The sequence below is a fragment of the Alteromonas sp. AWJ4_197 genome, assembly GCF_056160285.1.
Genome location: NZ_JBSWWW010000001.1, coordinates 656,710 through 678,229, shown reverse-complemented (window position 1 = coordinate 678,229; position 21,520 = coordinate 656,710). Strand labels below are relative to the sequence as shown.

At 50.9% G+C, this 21,520-nt stretch carries 17 protein-coding genes; 8 read left to right on the top strand and 9 right to left on the bottom strand.

What is annotated here, in order from left to right:
• Positions 1 to 297: 297 nt before the first annotated feature.
• Positions 298 to 606 (top strand): DUF6482 family protein, encoded by a 309-nt coding sequence (locus ACXAGC_RS02965; protein WP_303572498.1) that lies wholly within the window; start codon positions 298 to 300, stop codon positions 604 to 606.
• Here ACXAGC_RS02965 and ACXAGC_RS02960 read toward each other — a convergent pair.
• The 4 genes from ACXAGC_RS02960 to ACXAGC_RS02945 form a co-directional block, all read right to left on the bottom strand.
• Entirely contained in the window at positions 600 to 1,916 is a 1,317-nt protein-coding gene (locus ACXAGC_RS02960; protein ID WP_474842243.1) for an ABC1 kinase family protein, read from the bottom strand. The genes ACXAGC_RS02965 and ACXAGC_RS02960 overlap by 7 nt on opposite strands.
• Positions 1,913 to 2,194, bottom strand: coding sequence for a hypothetical protein (locus tag ACXAGC_RS02955; RefSeq protein ID WP_119503182.1), 282 nt, complete (start codon positions 2,192 to 2,194; stop codon positions 1,913 to 1,915). Before ACXAGC_RS02955 ends, ACXAGC_RS02960 begins: the two co-directional genes overlap by 4 nt.
• Before the next feature lie 81 nt (positions 2,195 to 2,275).
• Entirely contained in the window at positions 2,276 to 2,788 is a 513-nt protein-coding gene (locus ACXAGC_RS02950; RefSeq protein ID WP_474842413.1) for a DUF6702 family protein, read from the bottom strand.
• Positions 2,789 to 2,798: 10 nt separating this feature from the next.
• Positions 2,799 to 5,258: a M1 family metallopeptidase gene (locus ACXAGC_RS02945; RefSeq protein ID WP_474842241.1), complete on the bottom strand. Its 2,460-nt coding sequence runs from the start codon at positions 5,256 to 5,258 to the stop codon at positions 2,799 to 2,801.
• A gap of 245 nt (positions 5,259 to 5,503) precedes the next feature.
• Between ACXAGC_RS02945 and proB the strand changes: the two genes are divergently transcribed.
• The 3 genes from proB to ACXAGC_RS02930 are packed head-to-tail and all read left to right on the top strand — an operon-like array spanning position 5,504 to position 8,017.
• Positions 5,504 to 6,604: a glutamate 5-kinase gene (gene proB, locus ACXAGC_RS02940; RefSeq protein ID WP_349590869.1), complete on the top strand. Its 1,101-nt coding sequence runs from the start codon at positions 5,504 to 5,506 to the stop codon at positions 6,602 to 6,604.
• A 51-nt stretch (positions 6,605 to 6,655) separates the two neighbouring features.
• On the top strand, positions 6,656 to 7,087 hold the full coding sequence (locus ACXAGC_RS02935) for an acyl-CoA thioesterase (protein WP_119503180.1): 432 nt from the start codon (positions 6,656 to 6,658) through the stop codon (positions 7,085 to 7,087).
• The gene (locus ACXAGC_RS02930) at positions 7,088 to 8,017 is read left to right on the top strand and encodes a D-2-hydroxyacid dehydrogenase (RefSeq protein ID WP_474842238.1); all 930 of its coding nucleotides are present in this window, start codon (positions 7,088 to 7,090) and stop codon (positions 8,015 to 8,017) included.
• A 6-nt stretch (positions 8,018 to 8,023) separates the two neighbouring features.
• Here the strand turns inward: ACXAGC_RS02930 and ACXAGC_RS02925 are convergent, their stop codons facing one another.
• Complete coding sequence (locus tag ACXAGC_RS02925) at positions 8,024 to 8,293, bottom strand: hypothetical protein (protein ID WP_474842236.1); 270 nt, start codon at positions 8,291 to 8,293, stop codon at positions 8,024 to 8,026.
• Positions 8,294 to 8,455: 162 nt separating this feature from the next.
• Between ACXAGC_RS02925 and ACXAGC_RS02920 the strand changes: the two genes are divergently transcribed.
• Complete coding sequence (locus ACXAGC_RS02920; RefSeq protein ID WP_474842235.1) at positions 8,456 to 8,956, top strand: RNA polymerase sigma factor; 501 nt, start codon at positions 8,456 to 8,458, stop codon at positions 8,954 to 8,956.
• Positions 8,946 to 9,527 (top strand): hypothetical protein, encoded by a 582-nt coding sequence (locus ACXAGC_RS02915; RefSeq protein ID WP_474842233.1) that lies wholly within the window; start codon positions 8,946 to 8,948, stop codon positions 9,525 to 9,527. The genes ACXAGC_RS02920 and ACXAGC_RS02915 overlap by 11 nt, the downstream gene beginning before the upstream one ends.
• An 8-nt stretch (positions 9,528 to 9,535) precedes the next feature.
• Here ACXAGC_RS02915 and ACXAGC_RS02910 read toward each other — a convergent pair whose 3' ends face one another.
• From ACXAGC_RS02910 to ACXAGC_RS02900, 3 genes are read right to left on the bottom strand one after another with little or no spacing between them, the layout of a single operon-like run.
• Positions 9,536 to 10,555 (bottom strand): LLM class flavin-dependent oxidoreductase, encoded by a 1,020-nt coding sequence (locus ACXAGC_RS02910; RefSeq protein WP_474842410.1) that lies wholly within the window; start codon positions 10,553 to 10,555, stop codon positions 9,536 to 9,538.
• On the bottom strand, positions 10,555 to 14,298 hold the full coding sequence (locus tag ACXAGC_RS02905) for a translocation/assembly module TamB domain-containing protein (protein ID WP_474842231.1): 3,744 nt from the start codon (positions 14,296 to 14,298) through the stop codon (positions 10,555 to 10,557). Before ACXAGC_RS02905 ends, ACXAGC_RS02910 begins: the two co-directional genes overlap by 1 nt.
• Entirely contained in the window at positions 14,295 to 16,103 is a 1,809-nt protein-coding gene (locus tag ACXAGC_RS02900) for an autotransporter assembly complex protein TamA (RefSeq protein ID WP_303572488.1), read from the bottom strand. The genes ACXAGC_RS02905 and ACXAGC_RS02900 overlap by 4 nt, the downstream gene beginning before the upstream one ends.
• Before the next feature lie 420 nt (positions 16,104 to 16,523).
• On the opposite strand from ACXAGC_RS02900, the gene ACXAGC_RS02895 reads away from it, so the two are divergent.
• Together ACXAGC_RS02895 and ACXAGC_RS02890 are read left to right on the top strand one after the other, a co-directional pair.
• On the top strand, positions 16,524 to 17,738 hold the full coding sequence (locus ACXAGC_RS02895) for a multidrug effflux MFS transporter (RefSeq protein ID WP_474842229.1): 1,215 nt from the start codon (positions 16,524 to 16,526) through the stop codon (positions 17,736 to 17,738).
• Positions 17,739 to 17,888: 150 nt separating this feature from the next.
• Positions 17,889 to 19,853, top strand: coding sequence for an alpha/beta hydrolase family protein (locus tag ACXAGC_RS02890; RefSeq protein WP_474842227.1), 1,965 nt, complete (start codon positions 17,889 to 17,891; stop codon positions 19,851 to 19,853).
• A 145-nt stretch (positions 19,854 to 19,998) separates the two neighbouring features.
• Here the strand turns inward: ACXAGC_RS02890 and ilvC are convergent, their stop codons facing one another.
• The gene (gene ilvC, locus ACXAGC_RS02885; RefSeq protein WP_119503171.1) at positions 19,999 to 21,480 is read right to left on the bottom strand and encodes a ketol-acid reductoisomerase; all 1,482 of its coding nucleotides are present in this window, start codon (positions 21,478 to 21,480) and stop codon (positions 19,999 to 20,001) included.
• Between the last annotated feature and the right edge of the window lie 40 nt (positions 21,481 to 21,520).

Here is a 21,520-nt window from a genome sequence, read left to right as displayed (position 1 = left end):
CAGAAATTGACTGAATTCAACTGTCCTGAGATAGCACGGCTATCATACTACCAGAGATGTGTTCTCTGTTTTGAGAATCAATGGATCAATTTGTTCCGTACTAATAGCAAATTCCTCTTTTCTAACACTTTTCTACTCAGAAAAGCCTGATTTTGATCGCATTATCTTTGCTATAACCAGAAAAAATGTGAAAAAACGGAGCGCTTCATTACAACATCTTAATGGGAATTCCGTCTGTAAAAGTAGTCCTTTCTGAATGGTATTTGTACACTTCAAACAGGTTAACGGAGAGCAGCGATGAACAAATTCTACTTTCGCGACATCGAAAACGACCCTGTAGTGATTGATTACCTTGAAGTGCAGTCATTCGAAATGAATGTATATCTGGTACTTATTTGCATCGGCCAGCGTTCGGGACTGGTTTACGATAACGAAGACAAGCCCATGCGTTTTTACAGCGCCGGACAGATCCGCGAGTTGTTCGCTCATTGTCATGTCGAAAAATCGGTGATGAAGCATGACACCCCCTACGATGAAATGATTGGCAATCCGCCGAAAGCGTCACATTCTGTAGCGTTACCATTCACTATGGCATTACCCTACTGAATCCAGGGAGCAGCAATCTGGCGTAGATTCATCTGTACTTTTAACCGTCTGGCCAGCAGGAATAATCCGCCCAGTTTACGGTGAATGAACAGGGCATCCGCCGGCGGCACATGCCAGAAATTTTCCCGGTACGTCAGTGCGGTCCCCATATTGTGTAACCGCATAATCAGGTCACTGTTACCAAAATCGTAGCTGCCGTCAACATGTATCGCTTCACAGGCAGTCATGCCGAGTTCAACGACTTTGGTTTGCTGCTGAGTGGTATGCTCCTCCGTGACCAGTCCTATAGACAATGCCGCAATGAGCATGGCGTCAGCGTCATTGTTTGCCGCCGCGCGCAACAGCGAACGGTATCCTTCAGCCATGGCCGGGGTAATTTCTCTGGTGGCACCGAAATCCAGCAGAATAATTTTTCCGGAAACGGGGTCATAGCGGTAATTTGCCAGATTCGGATCGCTCTGTATCAGTTTGAAATCGAAGACTTCTCTGAAAAACAACCGCATCAGTGCGCTCATGACCCCGTTGCGCAGGTCTTGTTCCAGATGCAGTACCGACTCTATGTCATCCCCTTTCTCAAAAGACATGGCAAGAACATTTTCTGTACACAGCGACGGGTAGCTGCGGGGCACAATAAACGCATCATCATCCTGCAAGCGGGAACGGTAGGTGTCCAGCATATACGCTTCCCGCAGGTAGTCTGCTTCCTGTTTAAGCTGCTGTTTCGCTTCTTCCAGCACCGGCGCAATATCCAGCGTTTTAGGGATAAGACCACTCATGCGAACCAGTGTGGCCACATTATCAACATCACTGTCGATGCTTTCACGTACGCCGGGGTACTGGACTTTTAACGCCAGCATTGTGCCGTCGGGGGTGATGGCTTTATGGACCTGACCGATAGACGCGGCGGCGACTGGGGCAAAAGAAAAATACAGCATGTTGTCCTGCCAGTTTTCACCCAGTGCATTGCTCAGCACTTCAGTAAGCTGGGCTTTTGGCATCGGACTGGCATCTTCCCGCAAACGGGCAAGGATTGCGGACAGTTCTTCAGGAAGAAAATCTCCACCGTCCATGGAAATAAGTTGCCCTACTTTCATGGCGGCACCGCGCATGGTGCCCAGTTTGTCGGCTATGCGTGTGATGTTGGCCGGCGTCAGCAACAAGTCAGCCATGGCCGGCCGCTGCCCTTTCAGTAATTGTCCGGCACCACTGGTCACCATATTGCCGGCAATGCGGCCAGCCAGAGAACCCAGACCTATTACCCGCGACAGTCTGCCAGAGGGGACGGGTTTGCCGTCCGGCTCATCGCTCATAGTGTCACGAATGCAGAAAGGAGCTGAATACAGAATCCGGCTGCACTGCCTGCGGCAAATCCGGTCCAGCCGTTTTTGCCCAGATAACGGAAAACCGTAGCGGAGAAAATACCGCACCATAGCATGGCGGCATAAATTGAAAGGGTGCTGTCGGGGCTGGTGGCGCCCGGAATAAATAACAGCGCAACAAAAAGAATGGCCATAGCGCCGGATAGCAACACCCACATAATATTCTTTTTGTCAGTGAAGCTGTTGGTTTGAGGAGTCGTTTCAGACATAACACTTACCCGTAACGCGAAAACAGTGTGGTTAACTATGATGCATTACGGGCAAGCGGGTCAATGTGAAGATATAAGACTTTAGTGGTGGCGCGCAGAGCTGTTAGCGAACTCCACACTGAGTAATTCCACGTTATCACGGAATGTCAGGGTTTTTACGTCGCCCTGTCCTTCCACGTTCAGTGTATTAATTTGTGCCGGCCACAAGTCTCTGAGTGCATCGTGACGGATACTGAGACCTTCCAGCGAAGGTGGTTGTTCGGTTTCCTGGTAAACCCAGAAAAACTTACCATCCACTTCATAACCTACGGTTTTCAGCCCCAGACTTTCGCCATCTGCATTCAGTAATGCAAAGCGGGCCATCACGTAATCAGTGAAAGCCTGCTGAGTGGTTTTGTCATCAAGAATATCTGCACGCTTATCGAACAGTGCTTTTACAGCATGTTCCGCATCATGCAGATTAAACCGGTGCATCACCTCAATATTTTCTGTTCTCGGGTTGAACAGAACTGTGGTGATTGCCGCTTTAATCTGATGGGCAGATGCTGCCTGACAAACCATCATCAGCAGAGCCGCGAGGCTCCACTGAATCATGCGGTGAGACTTAGTTGTCATCACCCTCTCCGTCATCTGTTTTCAGTTCAGCTTTGCTGTCCTGCATCAGATCCATTGAGGTACGGGCTTCGCTCTTCTTCGCCTTATACGCTTCGATACGTGAAGGAATAATGCGGCGCGGGTAGTAGTTGTTTTCCACATCTACGTCAGCAGTTTCCCAGCGGGGATCCACAGTAACGCTTACCAGCTCTTTATCTTTGTCGGTCACGACCAGCTTAGAGACAGCTTTCGGTGTACGGCGCCAGATTTCAGCAGGAATACGCATTGACTGTTTGGTACCGTCTGCAAATTCCATTTCCAGCAGAATTGGCATAACCAGTCCGCCCAGGTTGCTGAAGTCCATGACGTAGTAGTTTTTGTCTTCACGTACAGCACGCTCAAAGGTTTCACGTTCCCACGGTTCCAGTTTGTTCAGGAATTCGCGGTACTTGTTACGGTCTTTGTTGGTTGGTGTGTACTGATCGTTGTCATCGTAGAAATCTTTGATGTCGTCGAAACGCTCAACCCACAGCTTGCGGCCTTCTTCACGGTTGCGCTCGTCGGTCAGAGACAGAGGCTTATCCATTTCAGCTTCACGCTGACGGGCCAGGTCGATGTCAGGATCTTTCGTGTCCAGGCGCAGCTTGTACACACGGTCCAGTGAAATATCGACGTGATCGGTGGTATAGAACCAGCCACGGAAGAACCAGTCGAGATCGACACCGGAAGCTTCTTCCATTGTCCGGAAGAAGTCAGATGGCGTAGGACGCTTGAACATCCAGCGCTGTGCATACTCTTTAAAGGCAAAATCAAACAGCTCACGGCCAAGAATGGTCTCGCGAAGAATGTTCAGTGCAACTGCCGGCTTGGTATAAGCATTCGGGCCCAGGTGCAGTACCGAGTCAGACTGGGTCATGATGGGTACCTGAGATGAAGACTTCATGTAGCCGGTAACATCGCGGGGTTCAACACCCCATGGAATGTTCGGATCCCATTCACGGCCAGCAACGCCGTCCAGGAAGCTGTTCAGGCCTTCATCCATCCAGGTCCACTGACGTTCGTCAGAGTTCACGATCATCGGGAAGTAGTTGTGACCCACTTCGTGGATAACTACACCAATCAGGAAGCGCTTTTCAGCCAGTGAGTAGGTACGTGAACCGTCGTCCTGCAGCTCGGTGCGCGGGCCGTTAAAGGAAATCATCGGATATTCCATGCCGCCAACCGGGCCATTTACAGACTGCGCTGTCGGATACGGATAGGAGAAAGTGAAGCGGTTGTATACGTCCAGCGTATGCACTACCGACTCTGTCGAATACTTCTTCCACAGATCGCCACCTTCTTTCGGATAGAAAGACATGGCCATCACGTGCTTTTGCGGACCGTCCTGCTCAATGCCTTTGGCGTCCCACATGAATTTACGTGAAGATGCCCACGCAAAGTCACGCACGTTGTCCGCTTTGAAACGCCAGGTTTTGGTTTTGCTGGTGCCTGCTTTTTCGTTTTCCAGCGCTTCTTCTGCCGTTACGATGAAAACAGGACGGTCAGCGGTTTTGGCTTCTTCCAGACGTTTACGCTGAGTGCTGGTGAGCACATCTTTCGGGTTCTGCAGTACACCGGTGGAAGAAACAATGTGGTCAGCTGGTACGGTCATGGATACATCGTAGTTACCGAATTCCAGGGTGAACTCACCGCGGCCGATAAACTCTTTGTTGGTCCAGGCTTCGTAGTCAGTATAAGCCGCCAGACGGGGGAACCACTGAGCCAGCAGGAAGATGTCGTTGCCGCCTTCGCGTTCATCATCCGGGAAGTGCTCGTAACCAGAACGGGCTGATACTGCATCTTCTTCAACGATGTTGTAACCGAATTCGATGGTGAAATCGACTGATTTGCCGGGTTTCAGCGGTGTTGCCAGATCTACACGCATCAGCGTGCCTACAATCACGTGATGCAGCGCTTTACCGGCACTTTCAACGGCTTTAATTTGATAGCCCAGTTCGTGATCGTCAACGAATTGCTGACGGCGCAGTGCACCCATACTCAGTTTAGCCGGGCTGTCGCCGCTGGCTGACTGCGTCGCCGGACCACGGTTACCGATGCCGCCAAAGGTAGTGGTGAGGGCTGACATGGAATCATCACGGAATTTGTTCTGATCAAGCTGGATCCAAAGATACTTCAGCGTGTCAGGTGAATTGTTGTGATAAGAAATCTTTTCAGAAGCATCAATACGGCGTTTTTCTTCGTCGAGTTTTGCATTAATGACGTAATCGACTTGCTGCTGCCAGTACTGATGACCAGCTTCACCGGCGGCGTTTCTGTATACGTTAGGGGTAGGAAGTACTTCGTCGAGTTGTCTGAATTTATCTTCGAAGTCGCCCTTTGTTTGTTTTATCGCTGCGGAGGCAAACGGAGCCTGAACCAGTAAACCCAGTACAGGAGCCAGCCAAAGCAGTCGCTTTTGTCGCGTGCTCATTCAATTTCCTTCTTATTTAAGACATTAAAGTCCAAACGCCTATTTTAATGAGTTTTCCCCCGCAGATGCCAGTTTTTAGCCGTAGATAGCTCCGGTCTCACCGCAAACTAAGTCATACGGCAGCGGGTTTCAGATCAGAATAAACTGCGGTGTGACAAATTGTTCTTTGGGAAAGCGCGGATATGCGTTTTTTTCTGAATGGGTTTGCAGTATTCTCAAACTCTCTTTGTTTATCAGTTATCTTCATGAGTAATTTCACCTGGCAGCGTGCCGTCGTAAAGGTCGGCAGCGCGTTAATTGCACCTGATGGTTTACATGTCAGTGCTAAGTATTTACTGCCCCTGGCGCGGTTCATTACCGAAAGCCGTGCTGCAGGAAAAGAAGTGATTGTCGTGTCATCAGGCAGTATTGCTGCCGGACGTGGACGGGTAACCATCAACCATCCGGCTTCTATTGCCGAAAAACAGGCCATGGCCGCGATCGGGCAGATGCAGATGATGGCGAACTGGCAGCGTTTTTTTGACTGTCCCTGTGCCCAGATCCTGGTAACTGCGGATGACCTTCGTGACCGTACCCGGTACGTCAATATTAAAAACACCCTGCGCGAACTGCTTAAACATGAAGCGCTGCCCATTGTGAATGAAAATGACACCGTGGCGGTGGCCGAACTCAAAGTCGGCGATAACGACAATCTTGGTGCATATACTGCGCTGGTGGCACAGGCTGATACCCTCATCATGTGCTCGGACATCGACGGTTTGTACACCGCCGATCCCCGCAAAGATGCCTCGGCTACTCTGATCCCTGTTGTTGATTCCATTACTCCGGACATCTATGCATTAGCCGGCGGAGCGGGAACATCCATGGGCACCGGCGGAATGCGGACGAAAATTGAGGCAGCGGATAAATGTACCCATAGCGGTATTCAAACGCTCATCGTCAACGGCCGTGATGGCAAAGTCTTTGATGCATTGCTCAAAGGCCAGTGCCCGGGAACATTATTTACTGCAAGGCAGTCCAGTCAGACCGCCCGATCTTTATGGTTAACCCATACGTTAAAAACCCGTGGTGTCATCGACATTGATGCGGGTGCCCGCCGGGCTATCACCGACCGGGGCGCTTCTTTGCTGCCTTCCGGTGTCACCGGCATTTCAGGTAAATTTGTTGCCGGAGATGCAGTGGAGCTGCATTGCGACGGGAAAGCGCTGGCGAAAGGTCTGGCACTTTACGACGCCAAAGATCTGGCCCAGATAAAAGGGCAGAAAAGCAATCAAATCCGCCATATTCTCGGTTATGACTATGGAGAGGTGATTGTCCACCGCGACGACCTGGTGTTGTTGCCCTAGACGCACATAAGCCCGCTGGTGGTTTAGCTGCGAAGCAGAAGGAGTGAACGGATGACGGATTTTACACCGGGATTAAGTGACTACCCGTGGCATGTAGAGTTAACCACACGGTTACAGGATAACGATGAAAATGGCCATATCAATAATGTGGCGTTTTACAGCTTCTTTGATACCGGTGTGAGCCGTTTTCTCAAAGAGCGTTGTCCGGATGCCTCGCGGGATATCGTCGCTTATGTGGTGAGTTCCCAGTGTCAGTATATTTCTCCCGCTTCCTATCCTGAAAGTATTTTTGTTGGGCTGCGGGTGGTTAAAGTCGGTCGCAGTTCAGTGACTTACGGGCTGTCTGTGTATGCCGGCGATGCTAAGCGCCGCGTGGCACACGGACAATTTGTCCATGTTTATGTTGAACGGCAGACCGATCATGCCGTGCCTGTTCCCGCTGATATCAAAGACGCTCTGGAATCCATCCGGGAGGAATTCTGAATGAAGGCCGTGTTGCTGGATGCTGATACGCTGAAGCCGGAAGAACTTGATATTTCCTGCCTGACTGACCTGCCTGTGTCATTGACACAGTATGCCACCACAACGGCGGATGAGCGCAAAGAGAGAGTGCGCGATGCTGACATCATTCTGGTAAATAAAGTGGTGCTGGATGCTGAAGTGTTGCGTCATGCAAAGCAATGTAAGTACATAGGTGTTCTGGCAACCGGTACCAATAATATTGATAAAGACTGGTGCGCGCAGCATGGTATCGAGGTTGCCAATGTGGAAGGTTACGGCACTGACGCCGTTGCCCAACATGCACTGATGCTGCTGTTAAATTTGTCTACCTCGTTTGCCCCTTACGCCCGCGATGTAAACGCCGGCAAGTGGTCTGCAGGGCCGCACTTTTGCTTGCTGGATCATCCGGTCATGGAGCTGGCGGGCAAACATCTGGTGATTGTGGGCTATGGCGAACTTGGTCAGCGTTTTGCTGAAATGGCAAAAGCTATGGGTATGCGTATCACGGTTGCTGCCAGACCGGGCAAGCCGGATGACGACAGACCGTCACTGGACAGTTTGTTACCTGATGCTGATGTGGTGTCGCTGCACTGTTTATTGACAGAGGATTCCCATCATCTCATCAATGCGCAGCGCCTGAGTAAAATGAAGCCGTCGGCTTTTCTTATTAATACCGCCAGAGGCGCGCTGATTGATGAAGCCGCGTTGTTACAGGCGCTGAAAAACGGGGACATTGCCGGCGCCGGGCTTGACGGCCTGTCGACAGAGCCGCCCCCGGCAGATCATCCCCTGTTAAATACCGGTCTGCCTAACCTGCTTATCACTCCCCATTCTGCCTGGGTGGCAAAAGAGGCGCGGCAAAGACTGGTGAATATTGCTGCCGGACGGTTGTCTGCTTTCCTGTCAAAGTAAGAACAGTTACAGCCGGTTGAGTTTCTGATTCAACTCGTAGGCAGGCTCTGTCACGATGGCTTCAAGGGCTGCGATACGGGCTTTCAGGGCTGCCATTTCTGAATCATCCCGTTTTTTTGCTGAGACTTTTTCACTGAATGAAGCCTGCATAAACGGGTTGGTGACCTCTCCGTTCATCCACGCGACCAGTTTCAGGTTATAGCGGGCATCAAGAAAGCATACGGTCAGGGAAACCGACAGCACACTCAGGATAATTATCACAGCGGTAATAGTCATGGTTGTCTCCGGGTAATCAGGGTTATTTTTAACCGCAATGGCGGCGTGTTGATCAGGTAGTCCTGGCGGAATAAAAAAAATTACAAATCACTGTAATTTTTTTCTTTGTCCCGCGACTATGACATTGGAAACAGGGAATTTTTGTATGAACGGGAACCCATTTTGGCCGAAGATTTCGCCAGCATATTAAAACAGTACAACGGATTACTGAGCCGTGTTGCCGCCGGTTACGAGGCCAATGATGCACTGCGTCAGGAATTGCTGCAGGAGATTGCTGTTGCAGTGTGGCAGGGACTGCAGCGCTTTGAACACAAGAGCAGCCTGAAAACTTACATTCTGAAAATAGCCCACAACCGTGCGGTCACGCATGTTGCTTCAAACGCCCGGCTTCCCCGCACTGATGAACTGGATGAAAACACTGAACACGGTGTGTCTGCATTACTAAACCCTGAAGACGCCACCGTACAGGACAAGCAATTACAAGCGCTCCTCTCAGTGGTACGTACCCTTCCTTTGCCGGGGCGTCAGGTGCTGACTTTATCTCTTGAAGGGCTGTCCTACGGGGAAATTGCAGATGTTTGCGGGATCACAACCAGCCACGCCGGTGTGCTGCTGAAACGCACAAAAGAAGAAGTGGTGAGGAGGTTAAATCGTGACGAATAATACGGATGATCTGGCTGCCCTGTGGCAGACGCAGGACGTGCAGACCATAGACATCGACAAGCTAAGGCGTGAACTCAGCGGTCAGCGTCGCAAGCAGCGGCTGTACATCCTGATCGATCTCCTAAGCCCGGTGCCGCTCATACTGATGTTGTACATCATGGCAGATGAGCTGTCGTCTTTCTCCCGTACTGTGATCTGGGGATTGCTTATCATCACTATTCCGATGGTGGGATACCTGCTCTGGCTGCGCCGGCATGCAGCTTTCAGTAATGCCGTGAACACGCAGGCGTATGTGGATGTGCTTTACCGTCAGATAGCCAACAATGTGAAAATTGCCATGTTAACGAAGCATTCCTGCTGGCTTGCTGTTTTGTATCTGGCCGGCATACTGGGATGGGAACTGGTGACCGGTGAAAAAGCAGCTCAACCGGACTTTTCTTCAATGCGGTTCTACGGGGCTCTGGGGTTGGGAGTGGTGTTTTCTTTGCACTGTTACCTGTGGGGACAGCGCCGTGAACGCCGCTTCAGAGCCAGGCTTCAGGAACTGGCTTTGATTAAAAACCAGTCCTGAGGCGTTGTTCAGGCGGCCCAGTCCTGCTTAGTCATCACTGACGTCAGGCTGCCAACATGACGGATTGCCTGTAAGCATTTTCCGGTATCGGTGACCGGGAATGAGAAAATCATCTCATCTACGCCGGTAGCCTCAATAAACTGTGCAATCTGGCGCTCAGCCTGCTGCGGCGTGCCGGTAATGGCAAAGCGAAGGGTGTTATTGATGGCCGCGATTTCATATTCAGACAATACGGCTTCAATGTGATCCACCGGAGCCGGCATGGGTTTGTTGGCCTGCTTTCTCAGGTTAGCAAATTGCAACTGGACCGACGTAAACAGCCGGGCAGCCTCGTCTTCGTCATCAGCGACTACAGCCATCACACCGGCGGATACTAAAGGTTTCTCCAGTTGTTCAGAGGGTCTGAAGCTGGCGCGGTAAACGCTTATGGCATCCTGCAACATTTCCGGTGCAAAATGGGAGGCAAATGAATAGGGTAAACCGAGCTGACCGGCAAGTTTTGCTGAGTAAAGGCTGGAGCCCAGCAGCCAAAGTGGTACACGAGTGCCTGCGCCCGGCATGGCGATAACTCCCTTGCCACCTTTGTCATCAGACAAATACGCCTGCAGAGCCTGCACATCGGCGGGATAGTCATCCACGCTGGCGTGCATATTTCTGCGAAGCGCCATGGCCGTCGCCATGTCTGTACCCGGCGCCCGGCCAAGGCCTAAATCAATCCGGCCCGGAAACAGTGTCGCCAGCGTACCGAACTGTTCGGCAATGACCAGCGGTGAGTGATTGGGCAACATAATGCCGCCGGAGCCGATACGGATATGGCGGGTGGCATTACCGATGGCCGCCAGTAATACTGCTGTTGCTGCACTGGCTACGCCCCGCATGCCGTGGTGTTCTGCCAGCCAGAGGCGCTGGTAGCCTTGTGCTTCTGCTTCTGCCGCAATGGCTTTGCTTTTTTCAAAGGCATCGGCTGCCGTCTGGCCTTCACCGATGTGCGCCAGGTCAAGAATGGAAAACGGTACAGATTGCATGATTACTCCTCGTCAGCCTCATCATCAGCTTTTTTCTCTGCTTCCTGCGGGCCGCCCAGAAAGAACTCATAATAAAAATCGATAGCAAATTCCGTTTGTTCTTCAATGGTTGTCTGTACACCTTCTACAAACAGTTTGGGTAACAGACGATAACGCAGTGCCAGGTCGGGTGGCTCCTGACGTCGTCTCAGTGTTTGCGTACTGCTGTTGTCTCCGCTCAGGCCCACGTCAACGTTGTATTGCACAGTAAAACGATCGTTTATGCGGCCATTCAATGATAACTTCGTTGCGCCGCCCCCTGCACTTGATGTGGTGCCAACGCTGAAATCTTCAATCCCCAGCGCACTGCCCACTTTGCCTTGAAGCTTCTCTGTATTGGATAAACCGAAGCCCAGCAGCAAGGCGTTGTAGTCTGGCGAAGAAGAACTGGATGACCCCGGGCCGGAGCCGGTTAACAGGTATGACAAACTGTTACTCTGGTTCATTGCCGGCTCAGAGAATAAGTTTATATTCGGGCTGTCAGCCGCGCCGTCAATGCGGATCCCTGCAACCACACCATCTTCAGTTTTGTCCGGGTCGCGGATAGCTTCAACCAGCAGCATAGGTTGATCCAACGGGCCGTTAAACTGCACTTCACCGGTCTGGATAATCAAGTCCTGACCATAGGCCTGGTAGCGTCCGTCAAGGATCTGCAAATCGCCGTATCCCACCAGTGCAGGATGGGTTCTGACTTCAATGCCGCCGTATAGATTAGCTGTCAGCCCGAAAGCATCCAACTTTACTTCGCCGGTTTTGTCTTTGTCGATGTTTACCATGACAGTGGCATCAATAATATCCAGCGGGTCTTCAACCGGCGGTTCGCCCCGTAAATGCACGTCTTTGGATGGCGAAACCGCACTGGCAGGCAGTTCTTCAATTTTTACTCTGGCCCAGGGCAGGTTCACATTACCGGTCACCTTTACGTTGTTGGGTTTGATGCTGGCTGTAATGTCAGGCGACACCTGCATGCGGATATCACGCTGGTTAATCTGGAAGCGTTTGCCTTTAAGGTTCACATTAGCGGTAAGCTCATCTTCCCAGCTAACATCGCCGGACAACGTCCCTTTTCCTTCACCGAGCAAAAACGCGCCGTTAAAGGTGGCACTGCGGTTAACGAATTCGATAGTCTGTTCCCAGTCGCCTATTTTCACCGGCATATCTTCAATATCCACATTGCCGTTTGTCAGCTTCACGCTGCCGGTGAGCGACGGTGAGCTTGCCGTGCCTTTAATTGCCAGCTGGCCGTTCAGTGCGCCTTCCAGTTCCCGTATCGCTTTTGACATGGGTTTGAACGGTGCGATGCGGATATTGTCGATATTCACCGTTCCTTCCAGCGGAATGTTTTCTTCAACGGGTCTGACTTTCATGTCGGCGTTTACCGCCCCCAGCTGTTCGCTGAGAATGTTCAGTGTGGAGGTAAGCAAATCATCTTCATACCGGCCTTTGGCGGAGACTTCATCAAGGTTCAGCTTCAGTTGCTGTTCAGGCCCCATTGTCCAGACAGACGGAGTGACTGCCAGATCAAAATTCGCTGTCATTGGCGCATTCTTGCCAAATTCACCGGTTGTATTCACCGACAGCTTCGCATCAGAACTGGCTGTAAATGTGTCGGGCAGCAGCTCATGGGCCCACAACCCGAGTGGCAGACCGTTCGCTTTGACAATCCATTTTGTCCGTTCATCTTTGAACAGCACATCTTCGATGCAAAGCTCACCGTTCTCACGGGACTCCCAACAATTCTCAGATATTTTCATGCTGAAAGGTTCTGGCCGCACTGCAACCCGGAAAGGCTGATTTAACTGCCACCGTGTTGTCAGCAATCCCAGCTGGCTGTTTGTGATGTCGGCGGTGTAGCGTTCATCTTTCCACGCGCCGTCCATTTCCAGTTTCAGATGATGATCAGGCAGGGTGAGATCCACATTAAAATTGTGTGCTGATAAAGAGCCGCTGATCCCCAGATTACCGTTCATTTCCCCCTGTTCAGCGGCCAGCGCACTCAGTACCGGCGATACTTTTACGCCGGTGAGTGTGATGTCACCTTCCGCCACCGGATCGCTCCATTCACCTTTGGCTTTGATACGACCTTTTATCTGACCGGATACATCAGGATAAAGCTGCTCAGTGGCGTCTACGTCCAGGTCGATATCTGCATTAATGTAACGCTGGTTAAATACTTGCGCGGCAACGTGAACCCGGTTTTTTTCCTGTACAACACCTAAGTTGGTAACAATTAAATCGCTGGCCTGAGAGTACACCAGTGATCCTGTCACGTTCAGCTCACTACCGTCCCTGATGCCGTCCACTGCAAGATCGGTAACGCTGACTTCAACGCCCTTGTCGGTGAGCTGCATCAGACTGGTTAGTCCGCCTTCAATTTGCGATGGTGCATAGGGCGACAAGCTGCGCGCTGAAATGCCGTTAAGTCTGGTTTTTCCCGACCAACTGACAGATTCATTTAAAAACAGTGTGCCGGTATTGGTAATTTTCCCTTCCAGGATATCCACTGTCAGGGCATTCACTGTGATGTTGTTGCTGTTGAGTACAACATCGGCATCAACGGGAATATCGCCGATATCCGGCAAGCTTGCACCGGTTTTGGCGGTAAAATGGTAGTTGCCCATGGTACCTGTGAGATCCAGCGCACCTTCCCACAATCTGGTGTCCTTAACGTCAGGTACAGGTTGCTCCGGCCAGCTAACAGAGAGTTCAAGGGGCAGCGTATCATCCAGAATGCTGGCGTTACCGGTCACGCTGGCTGAATATGTTCCGCTGGCATCAACATCCAGTGCTAAAGCTTTCAGGGAGCCGTCGGCAGACACGTTGACCTGCTCCTCCACACCGGCGGCATTAACATCAGCACTGGCTGCTAAAGACAGAGGATAATCTCCGGACAAGGTCACCTTTGCATCCGCATCGAGTTTGGCCAGCGTATGTTCCACGTGGAGCTTATCCAGTGCGATGTCGCTTGATTCCAGTGTAAGGGTACTGAAACTCAGCAGCGCCATTTCCTGCGTCACTGCGTCGCCCTGCTTTAACTGTGTATTACGCAGGGTGAAGTCTTGCACGGTGACCGGGATGGGGATGACGATTTCAGGCAGTTCCGGCGCTTTATAGCTCAGTGCATAACTCACCGGTTTGTCATCACCCGTTTTATCTGCTGCTTTCTCTGTACTTTCTGGCAGTGCGACAATAAGTCCTTCAATATTTACTGGTGACAGCGTCACCTCTTTAAAGGCCTGACCTTCCAGTGACAAAGACTGCAGAGTGATGTGACCTGCCAGCAACTTAACCGACACATCTGTAATACCTAATGCATTGATTTTCACCGGAACCGGAATTTCGACCGGTTCTGTACTTTCCGGTTCCGGCTCATCCTCAGCCGGTGCTCCGGAGAGTTGCTCAACACGGGTGCCATCAACATTCAGGTAGTCGATACACACTTTGGATGTGATGAGACAGCCCAAAACTACATTGATTTCAGCCCGTTTAACGTTTACCGACCACTGTTCGTTCTGCCAGCTTACGCCTTCTACAGAGAAGTCACTGAGTACCGTTCCGTTGATATTTTCGATATGTAATCCGTCGACAGCCTTGTTCGCAATATAGCGGATCACAGGCGTACCTAACGGACTGATGATAAGGCCTGCAATCAGTACAATCAGCAGCAGAATGGTAAAAAACCAGAAAGTGAACTTCCGTCTGCTCATAGTTCCGGCCCCAGAATAAAGTGAAGCCGCCAGCTGTTTTCGAATTCAGACAGACCTCTGGCACCATAAACCCGCACAGGTCCGATAGGCGATAACCAGTGAAAACCCACACCAAAGCCATAAGCCAGGCCTTCGTCAAAGTCGTTGGTTGCCGTACCGGCGTCAGTGAAGACCGCAGCACGCCAGTTTTCGGCTACACGGTAGGCGTATTCAACACTGGCCGTCACCAGGTAGCGGCCGCCCACCGACACGTCGGTCAGTTCCTCTCCGGTTTCCGGGTCGATAATGACGTCAACAACCTCTTCACCAGTCTCCGGGTCAATATAAACATTCTTTTTCGGTGAGATATCACGGTAAGCGAAGCCCCGGATACTCTGATCACCACCGGCGAAAAACCGCAGTGATGCAGGTACACGGTAAAAGTCATTGGTCTCAATGGCACCGCCCTCTGCTCTCAGCATCAGCCAGTGTTTATTGAGTGTGCGGATCATGCCGCCTTCCAAAACGGTTTTAGTGATATTGATGTCAGAACCGGCGTTGTCACGGCCAAACTGGAAAAACGCCTGGAGGTAGGTGCCTTTGGTGATATTCAGCGGGTCGTTACGATCCAGATAACGTATGGCGTACCCCGGCATGACCAACTGAGTTGTCTGTTCCACACTCGTACCCTGGGTGTAATTTTCCCGCAGATAAGTCAGCGAGCCGTCCTGCTGCCAGGGGGAATTGGCTTCCTGCCAGTAACGGTGAGCGGCAACGGTAAGGGTTTCAGCCTCGGTATTGGTATTGCTGTAATCAATAAACTGGTAACCGCCTTCAATACTGAGGTAGTCATTGGTGATGTCTTGCATTGGAATACGGTAGTCCACCGTAAACGACTGCTCCGGTGAAGATAAAAACAGTTCAGAGGTGACCGAATGCCCGCGGGTGTTGATCCATGGCCGTTCCCATTTTAACCGCAACCGGGCACCTGTATCTGTAGCTGCACCCAGGCCCACGTTAAAGGTATCCCTGGGCTTGTGTACCAGTGTAATCTCAACGGGCACGGTCAGATCCACCGCTTCGCTGACCACCGGACGGGCAATAACACGGGAGAAGTAACCCGACTGATTCAGACGGCGGTTAAATTCTGTCAGTTTCGCTGACGAGTAATACTCGCCGGATTCAAAGGGCTTTAACCGGTTGAGGATGGCTTCAGATTTCTGATCGCCAATCAGCTTTACTTCACCGAACTTATAGCGGGGGCCGCTCTGTGCGATAAGCAGAATATTGGCTGCTCTTTCTTCCCTGACCAGGTCGAGCCGCGTTGCCTGCCAGTTAAAGTCAAAATAACCGTGGGACAACGCGTAATTAAACATGGACGATTTAAAGTTTTCGTATACCGGCTGATTCAATACATCGCCTTTTTTCAGCGAAAAGGCATTAAAGCGGTCACGGAAATCTTTATCTTCACGGCCGGTACCGATGATCTCACGGGTAACATTGGTCACTGTCAGCGGCGTGTCCAGATTCACATGAAGGATCACATCATCGCCGGATACTTCTACGGTTGTCGTGCTGTTGTAATAGCCGAAAGGCTCAACCGCTGTTGACACAGTCGCGCCCAGCTCATCCTGCCAGAACGGGTCTGACAACACATCTTTGCTGATATCCAGACTGTTAAGGTGTAAACGGATATTATCTTCCAGTTTCCCGTCTTCTACGCCTTCAATATCCACATCGATGGCGAAGGTGCAAAATGCAGGTAACACGAGGGCGCAGGACAGCACAAAACGCTGCCAGGCGTTAACAGTAAAACGGTGAATCATAACCGGGCGAATTTCCTTTTCCTGTGGTGCAGATGGAAAGTGTGCATTAAAGCCCCGTGATAGAAAGGCTCTCTTGCAAAAGCCGGAAAACAGTATTGATGGATGCCTACCCTAAAAAAACGGTCGTACAATGATAATGGTATTCGTAGAAACGATGCAAAACGATCATCTTTCAGACGCTATCAACTGCGTAAAATTGCCGTTGAAACTAAACCTGCATTATCACAGGCGTTAGAGTATATCCCGGACTGCAAAGTTCAAAAGGCGCTATTTTGCCGGGGTATGCGTTTTATCAAACCGGTTATGCTTTAAAAGGTGTAAATTTTCTACATTCCGGCGGTAAAGACTGACGCAATTTCCGGCAAATTCAGGCTATACTATGCGCCCTTTATTTTATGTCGATTAGAGTAGACAACACACATGTCAGAAAACCCTTCCCCAATTAAGCCAACGCTGGGCCTTGTCGAGTTTGTTGCTCTGATGGCGTTAATGACTTCATTGGTTGCCCTGAGCATCGACGCGATGTTGCCTGCTCTGATCCAGATTGGCGAAGCGCTGCATGCAGACGATCCCCATGATGCGCATCTGATTGTGTCTATTTTCTTCGGCGGCATGGCTTTCGGTCAGCTCTTTTTTGGCCCCTATTCTGATACCCGTGGCCGGCGGGAAGCCATTTTACTTGGCATCTCGATTTTTGTTGTAGGCACTGTGGTCTGTATGATGGCAGACGACATGTCTACTATGCTGGCCGGCCGTTTAATACAGGCATTCGGTGTTTCCGGTCCCCGTGTGGCTGCAATGGCGATCATCCGCGATTTGTATGTGGGCGATGCAATGGCCAGAGTGATGTCATTCATCATGATGGTTTTCATTCTGGTGCCGATGATTGCACCGATGGTGGGTCAGGCTGTCCTGACGTTCTTCCACTGGACGCATATTTTTACGCTGTTTCTGATTGTCTCTGTGTTCACCGGCACATGGTTTTTGTCCCGTCAGCCGGAGACACTGCCTGCTGACCGGCGGGGCCGCTTCGCCTGGTCTAAATTTTTCCAGTCTTCGAAGTTTATTCTGACCCACGGAAACGTGATGGGTTATACCGTCGCCATGGGCTTTATGTTCGGTGCTTTCCTGGGATACCTGAGTGCTTCACAGACCATTTTTCAGGAATATTACGACACAGGCACCATGTTCCCGTTTATCTTTGCATTCCTCGCGTTCTCCATCGGCCTGGCATCGTTCTTTAACGGCACGATGGTAGTCCGCTTCGGTATGAAAAAGCTGGTGGGTATTGCGTTATACGGCGTTGTGGGTTTCTCTGTCGTTTTCCTGGCGCTTATCACGGCATTCAGCGGATTACCTCCTCTGACCTTGCTTCTGCCGGTTATGTTCTGCGGATTCTTCTTTGTGGGGATCCTGTTCGGTAATCTGAACGCCCTTGCAATGCAGCCTCTGGGACAGATGGCCGGCCTTGGCGCAGCCATCATCGGCTCCATGTCGAGTATATTCTCTGTTCCTATCGCATTGTCTATCGACAGTTTCTTAAACGGCACCTTATATCCTATCGGTTTTGGCTTCCTGATCTTCTTCTCCCTCGCTTTTGTGAGCGTGAGATTTGCAGAAAAGTCAGTGCACTGAAAACGGCGGCAGGGCTGTACACATTTGAATATGTAAATGTAAGCCCTGCATTCAAACCCGCTTCCTGATGCGGTATCTTGTGTTGAGGTGGTTTGCCCCCGTTTACCCGGGGCGAGCCGGACTGACACCCGTTATCAGACAGGAAGCTTCATGAATACACCCTCTTCTCACACCACCGGTTATGGCGGCTGGCCATCTCCTGTCTCCGCTCAGGCAGTTGTGCAGGGTAGTCGCGGTCTGTCCTCTCTGGCCGTCGATGGTGATTTTGTTTACTGGGTTGAGTCCCGGCCTGAAGAAGGAGGCCGGTGTACCATCATGCGCAGAAAAAAGGGACAAAGTGGAGGTGAGCCACAAGAGGTGCTGCCTGCACCGTGGAATGCAAGAACACGCGTACACGAATACGGTGGCCGTTCCATGTTGGTTAATAACGGCGTGGTCTGGTTTACGCATTTTGATGATCAGCGTGTTTACCGCATGGTCATTGGCGAAGCGCCGTTGGCTATCACTCCGGCAGCAAACATTCGTTTTGGAGCCTTTGAGCTTGATGCGCCCCGTAACCGGCTGATTTGTATCCGCGAAGATCATCGCGTATCCGGTGAGCCGGAGAATATGTTGGTTGCCATTCCGGTTGAAGGGATGTCAGAAGGTGAAGTGCTTTTTTCAGGCAGCAGCTTTGTATCTGCACCCGGCCTGTCTCCGGATGGCAAATCCGTTGCCTTTATCGCGTGGAATCATCCGGATATGCCCTGGGATAACACTACGCTGTGGTCGGCTGCCTTTGCTGCTGACGGCAAACTGGAAGGGCTGACAGTACATAACCCGGATACCGGTGAATCGGCTATCGATCCCCAGTGGGATGCTGAAGGTAACCTGTACGTGCTCAGCGACCGGAATAACTGGTGGTCACTGTACCAGGTGTCGGGCACTGCATTTACTCTGTTGTCACCGCAGCCGGAGAATTCAGAGACAGGCGGACCGGCCTGGCAGGTGGGTAAGCATTACTACCGCATCCGTCAGGATGGCTCCATTCTGGCGAATGTGGTTCAGGGAGCCATTGGCCAGCTTTATCTGTTTGACAGAAAAACCGGCGAAATGCATGTGCTGACGCCGGAAAGTGCGGCTATTGAAGACTTTGTTGAGTCGGACTCTGCATTGTATGTCATTCAGGATCCGCAAACCCGCCCGGGTGAACTGATTGCCTTATCTGATTTAACCGCTGACTCCCCTGAAGTCAGTGTGATCACAACCTCCAGTGATTCCACGCTGCCCCCGGCGTGGGTGCCAGCCATTCAGGCAGTGAGTTTCCCGGTGGGTGAAAACGCGAAAGCATACGGCACGTATTTCCCGCCGGCGAATCCGGACGTGTCAGCACCAGAAGGCTGTGCGCCGCCACTCATTGTGATGATCCACGGCGGGCCGACATCAAAAGCGTCACCCACCTATTCAGTGAGTAAGTATTTCTGGACCAGCCGGGGCTTCGGTATTCTCGACCTTAATTATCGCGGCAGTACGGGTTATGGCCGTGAATATCGTCATGCACTTTACGGTGAATGGGGTGTAACCGATGTAGAAGATGCTGTAGCCGGCGCGCAGTGGCTGGCGGATCAGGGGCTGGCAGATGCCGGAAAGCTCATTATTCGCGGTGGCAGTGCCGGTGGCTACACGACGCTTGCGGCCCTGGCGTTCAGTGACGTGTTCAAAGCGGGTGCCAGTCATTATGGTGTCAGCGATCTTGGGGCGCTGGCGGGAGATACCCACAAGTTTGAATCCCGCTATCTTGACCAGGTGATCGGACCGTATCCGGAGCGAAAGGACTTGTACATTGAACGCTCACCCATCCATCATCTCGATGGCTTCAATGCGCCGCTACTGCTGCTACAGGGCCTGGAAGACAAAGTGGTACCTCCAAATCAGTCAGAGATGATTTTCGAAGCACTGAAAGACAAAGGAATTCCGACAGCTTACGTGTCGTTCGAAGGTGAAGGGCATGGTTTCAGAAAGTCTGAGAATATTGTGACAGCCCTGAATGCTGAGCTGTATTTCTATTCTCAGGTGCTGGGCTTTGATACTGCAGAGCCGTTACCGGAAATCGATATTGCAGGGCCTGGTAAATAATCAGCGCAGCGGTATGGCTTACTCAATTCAAGCGCCGGCGTTCTGCCGGTGTTTTTGTTTGCAGATATGGAATTTCAGGCATAAAAAAGCCCGACCAAAATGGTCGGGCAAGAGGGCTTGGTTAAGCACCTAACGACAGAAATCGTTACACACCAATGATGGCTTTCATGTCCGTCATGTAGCCGCGTAATTCTTTACCGATAGCTTCTACACCGGTATTACGGATGGCATCATTTACTTCTACCAGGCGGCGGTTATCAACTTGATTAGAGCTGACATTTAAACCTTTGCCGATAACACTGGTATCGATAGACGGCATAAACTTCTCACGCATCAGCGGTACTGCAGCATTTGCGAACAGGTAGTTACCGTACTCAGCAGTATCGGAAATTACCACGTTCATTTCATACAGACGCTTACGAGCGATAGTGTTTGAAATCAATGGTGTTTCATGCAGTGATTCGTAGTAGGCAGACTCAGGTAAGATACCTGCTTCAACCATTACGTCGAAGGCAACTTCTACACCGCACTTGATCATGGCAACTAACAGGATGCCGTGGTCAAAAAATTCTTGCTCAGTGATTTTACCATCATACTTAGGTGCGTTTTCAAAACCAGACTGACCAGTTTCTTCACGCCATTTAAGCAGGTTGGCATCACCGTTTGCCCAATCTTCCATCATAGTGCGGGAAAACTCGCCGCTGATGATGTCGTCCTGGTGTTTTTCAAACAGCGGACGTAACAGATCGGTCAGTTGTTCAGACAAATCAAACGCTTTGATTTTCGCAGGGTTTGACAGTCTGTCCATCATGTTTGTTACACCACCGATTTTCAGTGCTTCGGTGATGGTTTCCAGACCATACTGAATTAACGCAGCGGCATAGCCGGCGTCGATGCCATCAGCAGTCATTTTTTCAAATGCCAGGATAGCGGCGGCTTGTTGCATACCACATAAAATGGTTTGCTCGCCCATCAGATCTGATTTAACTTCTGCAACAAAAGAAGATTCCAGAACACCTGCACGGTCACCGCCAGTAGCGCTTGCCAGTGCTTTTGCGATATCCCAGCCTTCACCTTTCGGATCGTTCTCAGGGTGAACCGCAATCAGTGTAGGTACACCGAAACCACGCTTATATTCTTCGCGTACTTCAGTACCCGGACACTTAGGTGCACACATCACTACCGTGATGTCTTTACGGATTTGCTGACCTTCTTCAACGATATTGAAACCGTGAGAATAGCCTAATGCAGAACCTTCTTTCATCAGCGGCATTACCGCTTCAACAACGCTTGCGTGCTGCTTATCAGGAGTCAGGTTGTATACCAGATCGGCTTCAGGGATCAGTTCCTGATAGGTACCAACTTTAAATCCGTTGCTGCTTGCACGCTGGAAAGAGTCACGTTTTTCGTCGATTGCTGCCTGACGCAATGCGTAAGCAACATCCAACCCTGAATCTCTCATGTTCAGACCCTGGTTCAGGCCCTGAGCACCACAGCCGACGATAACAACTTTCTTGCCTTTCAAGAACTCACAACCGTCTGTGAATTCGCTGCGCTCCATGAAACGACAGCGACCTAGCTGGTCGAGTTGCTGACGTAGAGACAGAGTATTAAAATAATTAGCCATATAAAATTCCGAACATCATTAATCTAGTCATTATCTACGG

Coding starts and splice junctions, on each gene's coding strand:
- ACXAGC_RS02925 (WP_474842236.1), bottom strand. CDS start 8,293: ATGACTATTACCGCTGTGATAATTATCCTGAGTGTGCTGTCGGTTTCC.
- ACXAGC_RS02935 (WP_119503180.1), top strand. CDS start 6,656: ATGACGGATTTTACACCGGGATTAAGTGACTACCCGTGGCATGTAGAG.
- proB (WP_349590869.1), top strand. CDS start 5,504: ATGAGTAATTTCACCTGGCAGCGTGCCGTCGTAAAGGTCGGCAGCGCG.
- ACXAGC_RS02960 (WP_474842243.1), bottom strand. CDS start 1,916: ATGAGCGATGAGCCGGACGGCAAACCCGTCCCCTCTGGCAGACTGTCG.
- ACXAGC_RS02945 (WP_474842241.1), bottom strand. CDS start 5,258: ATGAGCACGCGACAAAAGCGACTGCTTTGGCTGGCTCCTGTACTGGGT.
- ACXAGC_RS02965 (WP_303572498.1), top strand. CDS start 298: ATGAACAAATTCTACTTTCGCGACATCGAAAACGACCCTGTAGTGATT.
- ACXAGC_RS02950 (WP_474842413.1), bottom strand. CDS start 2,788: ATGATTCAGTGGAGCCTCGCGGCTCTGCTGATGATGGTTTGTCAGGCA.
- ACXAGC_RS02930 (WP_474842238.1), top strand. CDS start 7,088: ATGAAGGCCGTGTTGCTGGATGCTGATACGCTGAAGCCGGAAGAACTT.
- ACXAGC_RS02905 (WP_474842231.1), bottom strand. CDS start 14,298: ATGAGCAGACGGAAGTTCACTTTCTGGTTTTTTACCATTCTGCTGCTG.
- ACXAGC_RS02900 (WP_303572488.1), bottom strand. CDS start 16,103: ATGATTCACCGTTTTACTGTTAACGCCTGGCAGCGTTTTGTGCTGTCC.
- ACXAGC_RS02895 (WP_474842229.1), top strand. CDS start 16,524: ATGTCAGAAAACCCTTCCCCAATTAAGCCAACGCTGGGCCTTGTCGAG.
- ACXAGC_RS02890 (WP_474842227.1), top strand. CDS start 17,889: ATGAATACACCCTCTTCTCACACCACCGGTTATGGCGGCTGGCCATCT.
- ACXAGC_RS02955 (WP_119503182.1), bottom strand. CDS start 2,194: ATGTCTGAAACGACTCCTCAAACCAACAGCTTCACTGACAAAAAGAAT.
- ilvC (WP_119503171.1), bottom strand. CDS start 21,480: ATGGCTAATTATTTTAATACTCTGTCTCTACGTCAGCAACTCGACCAG.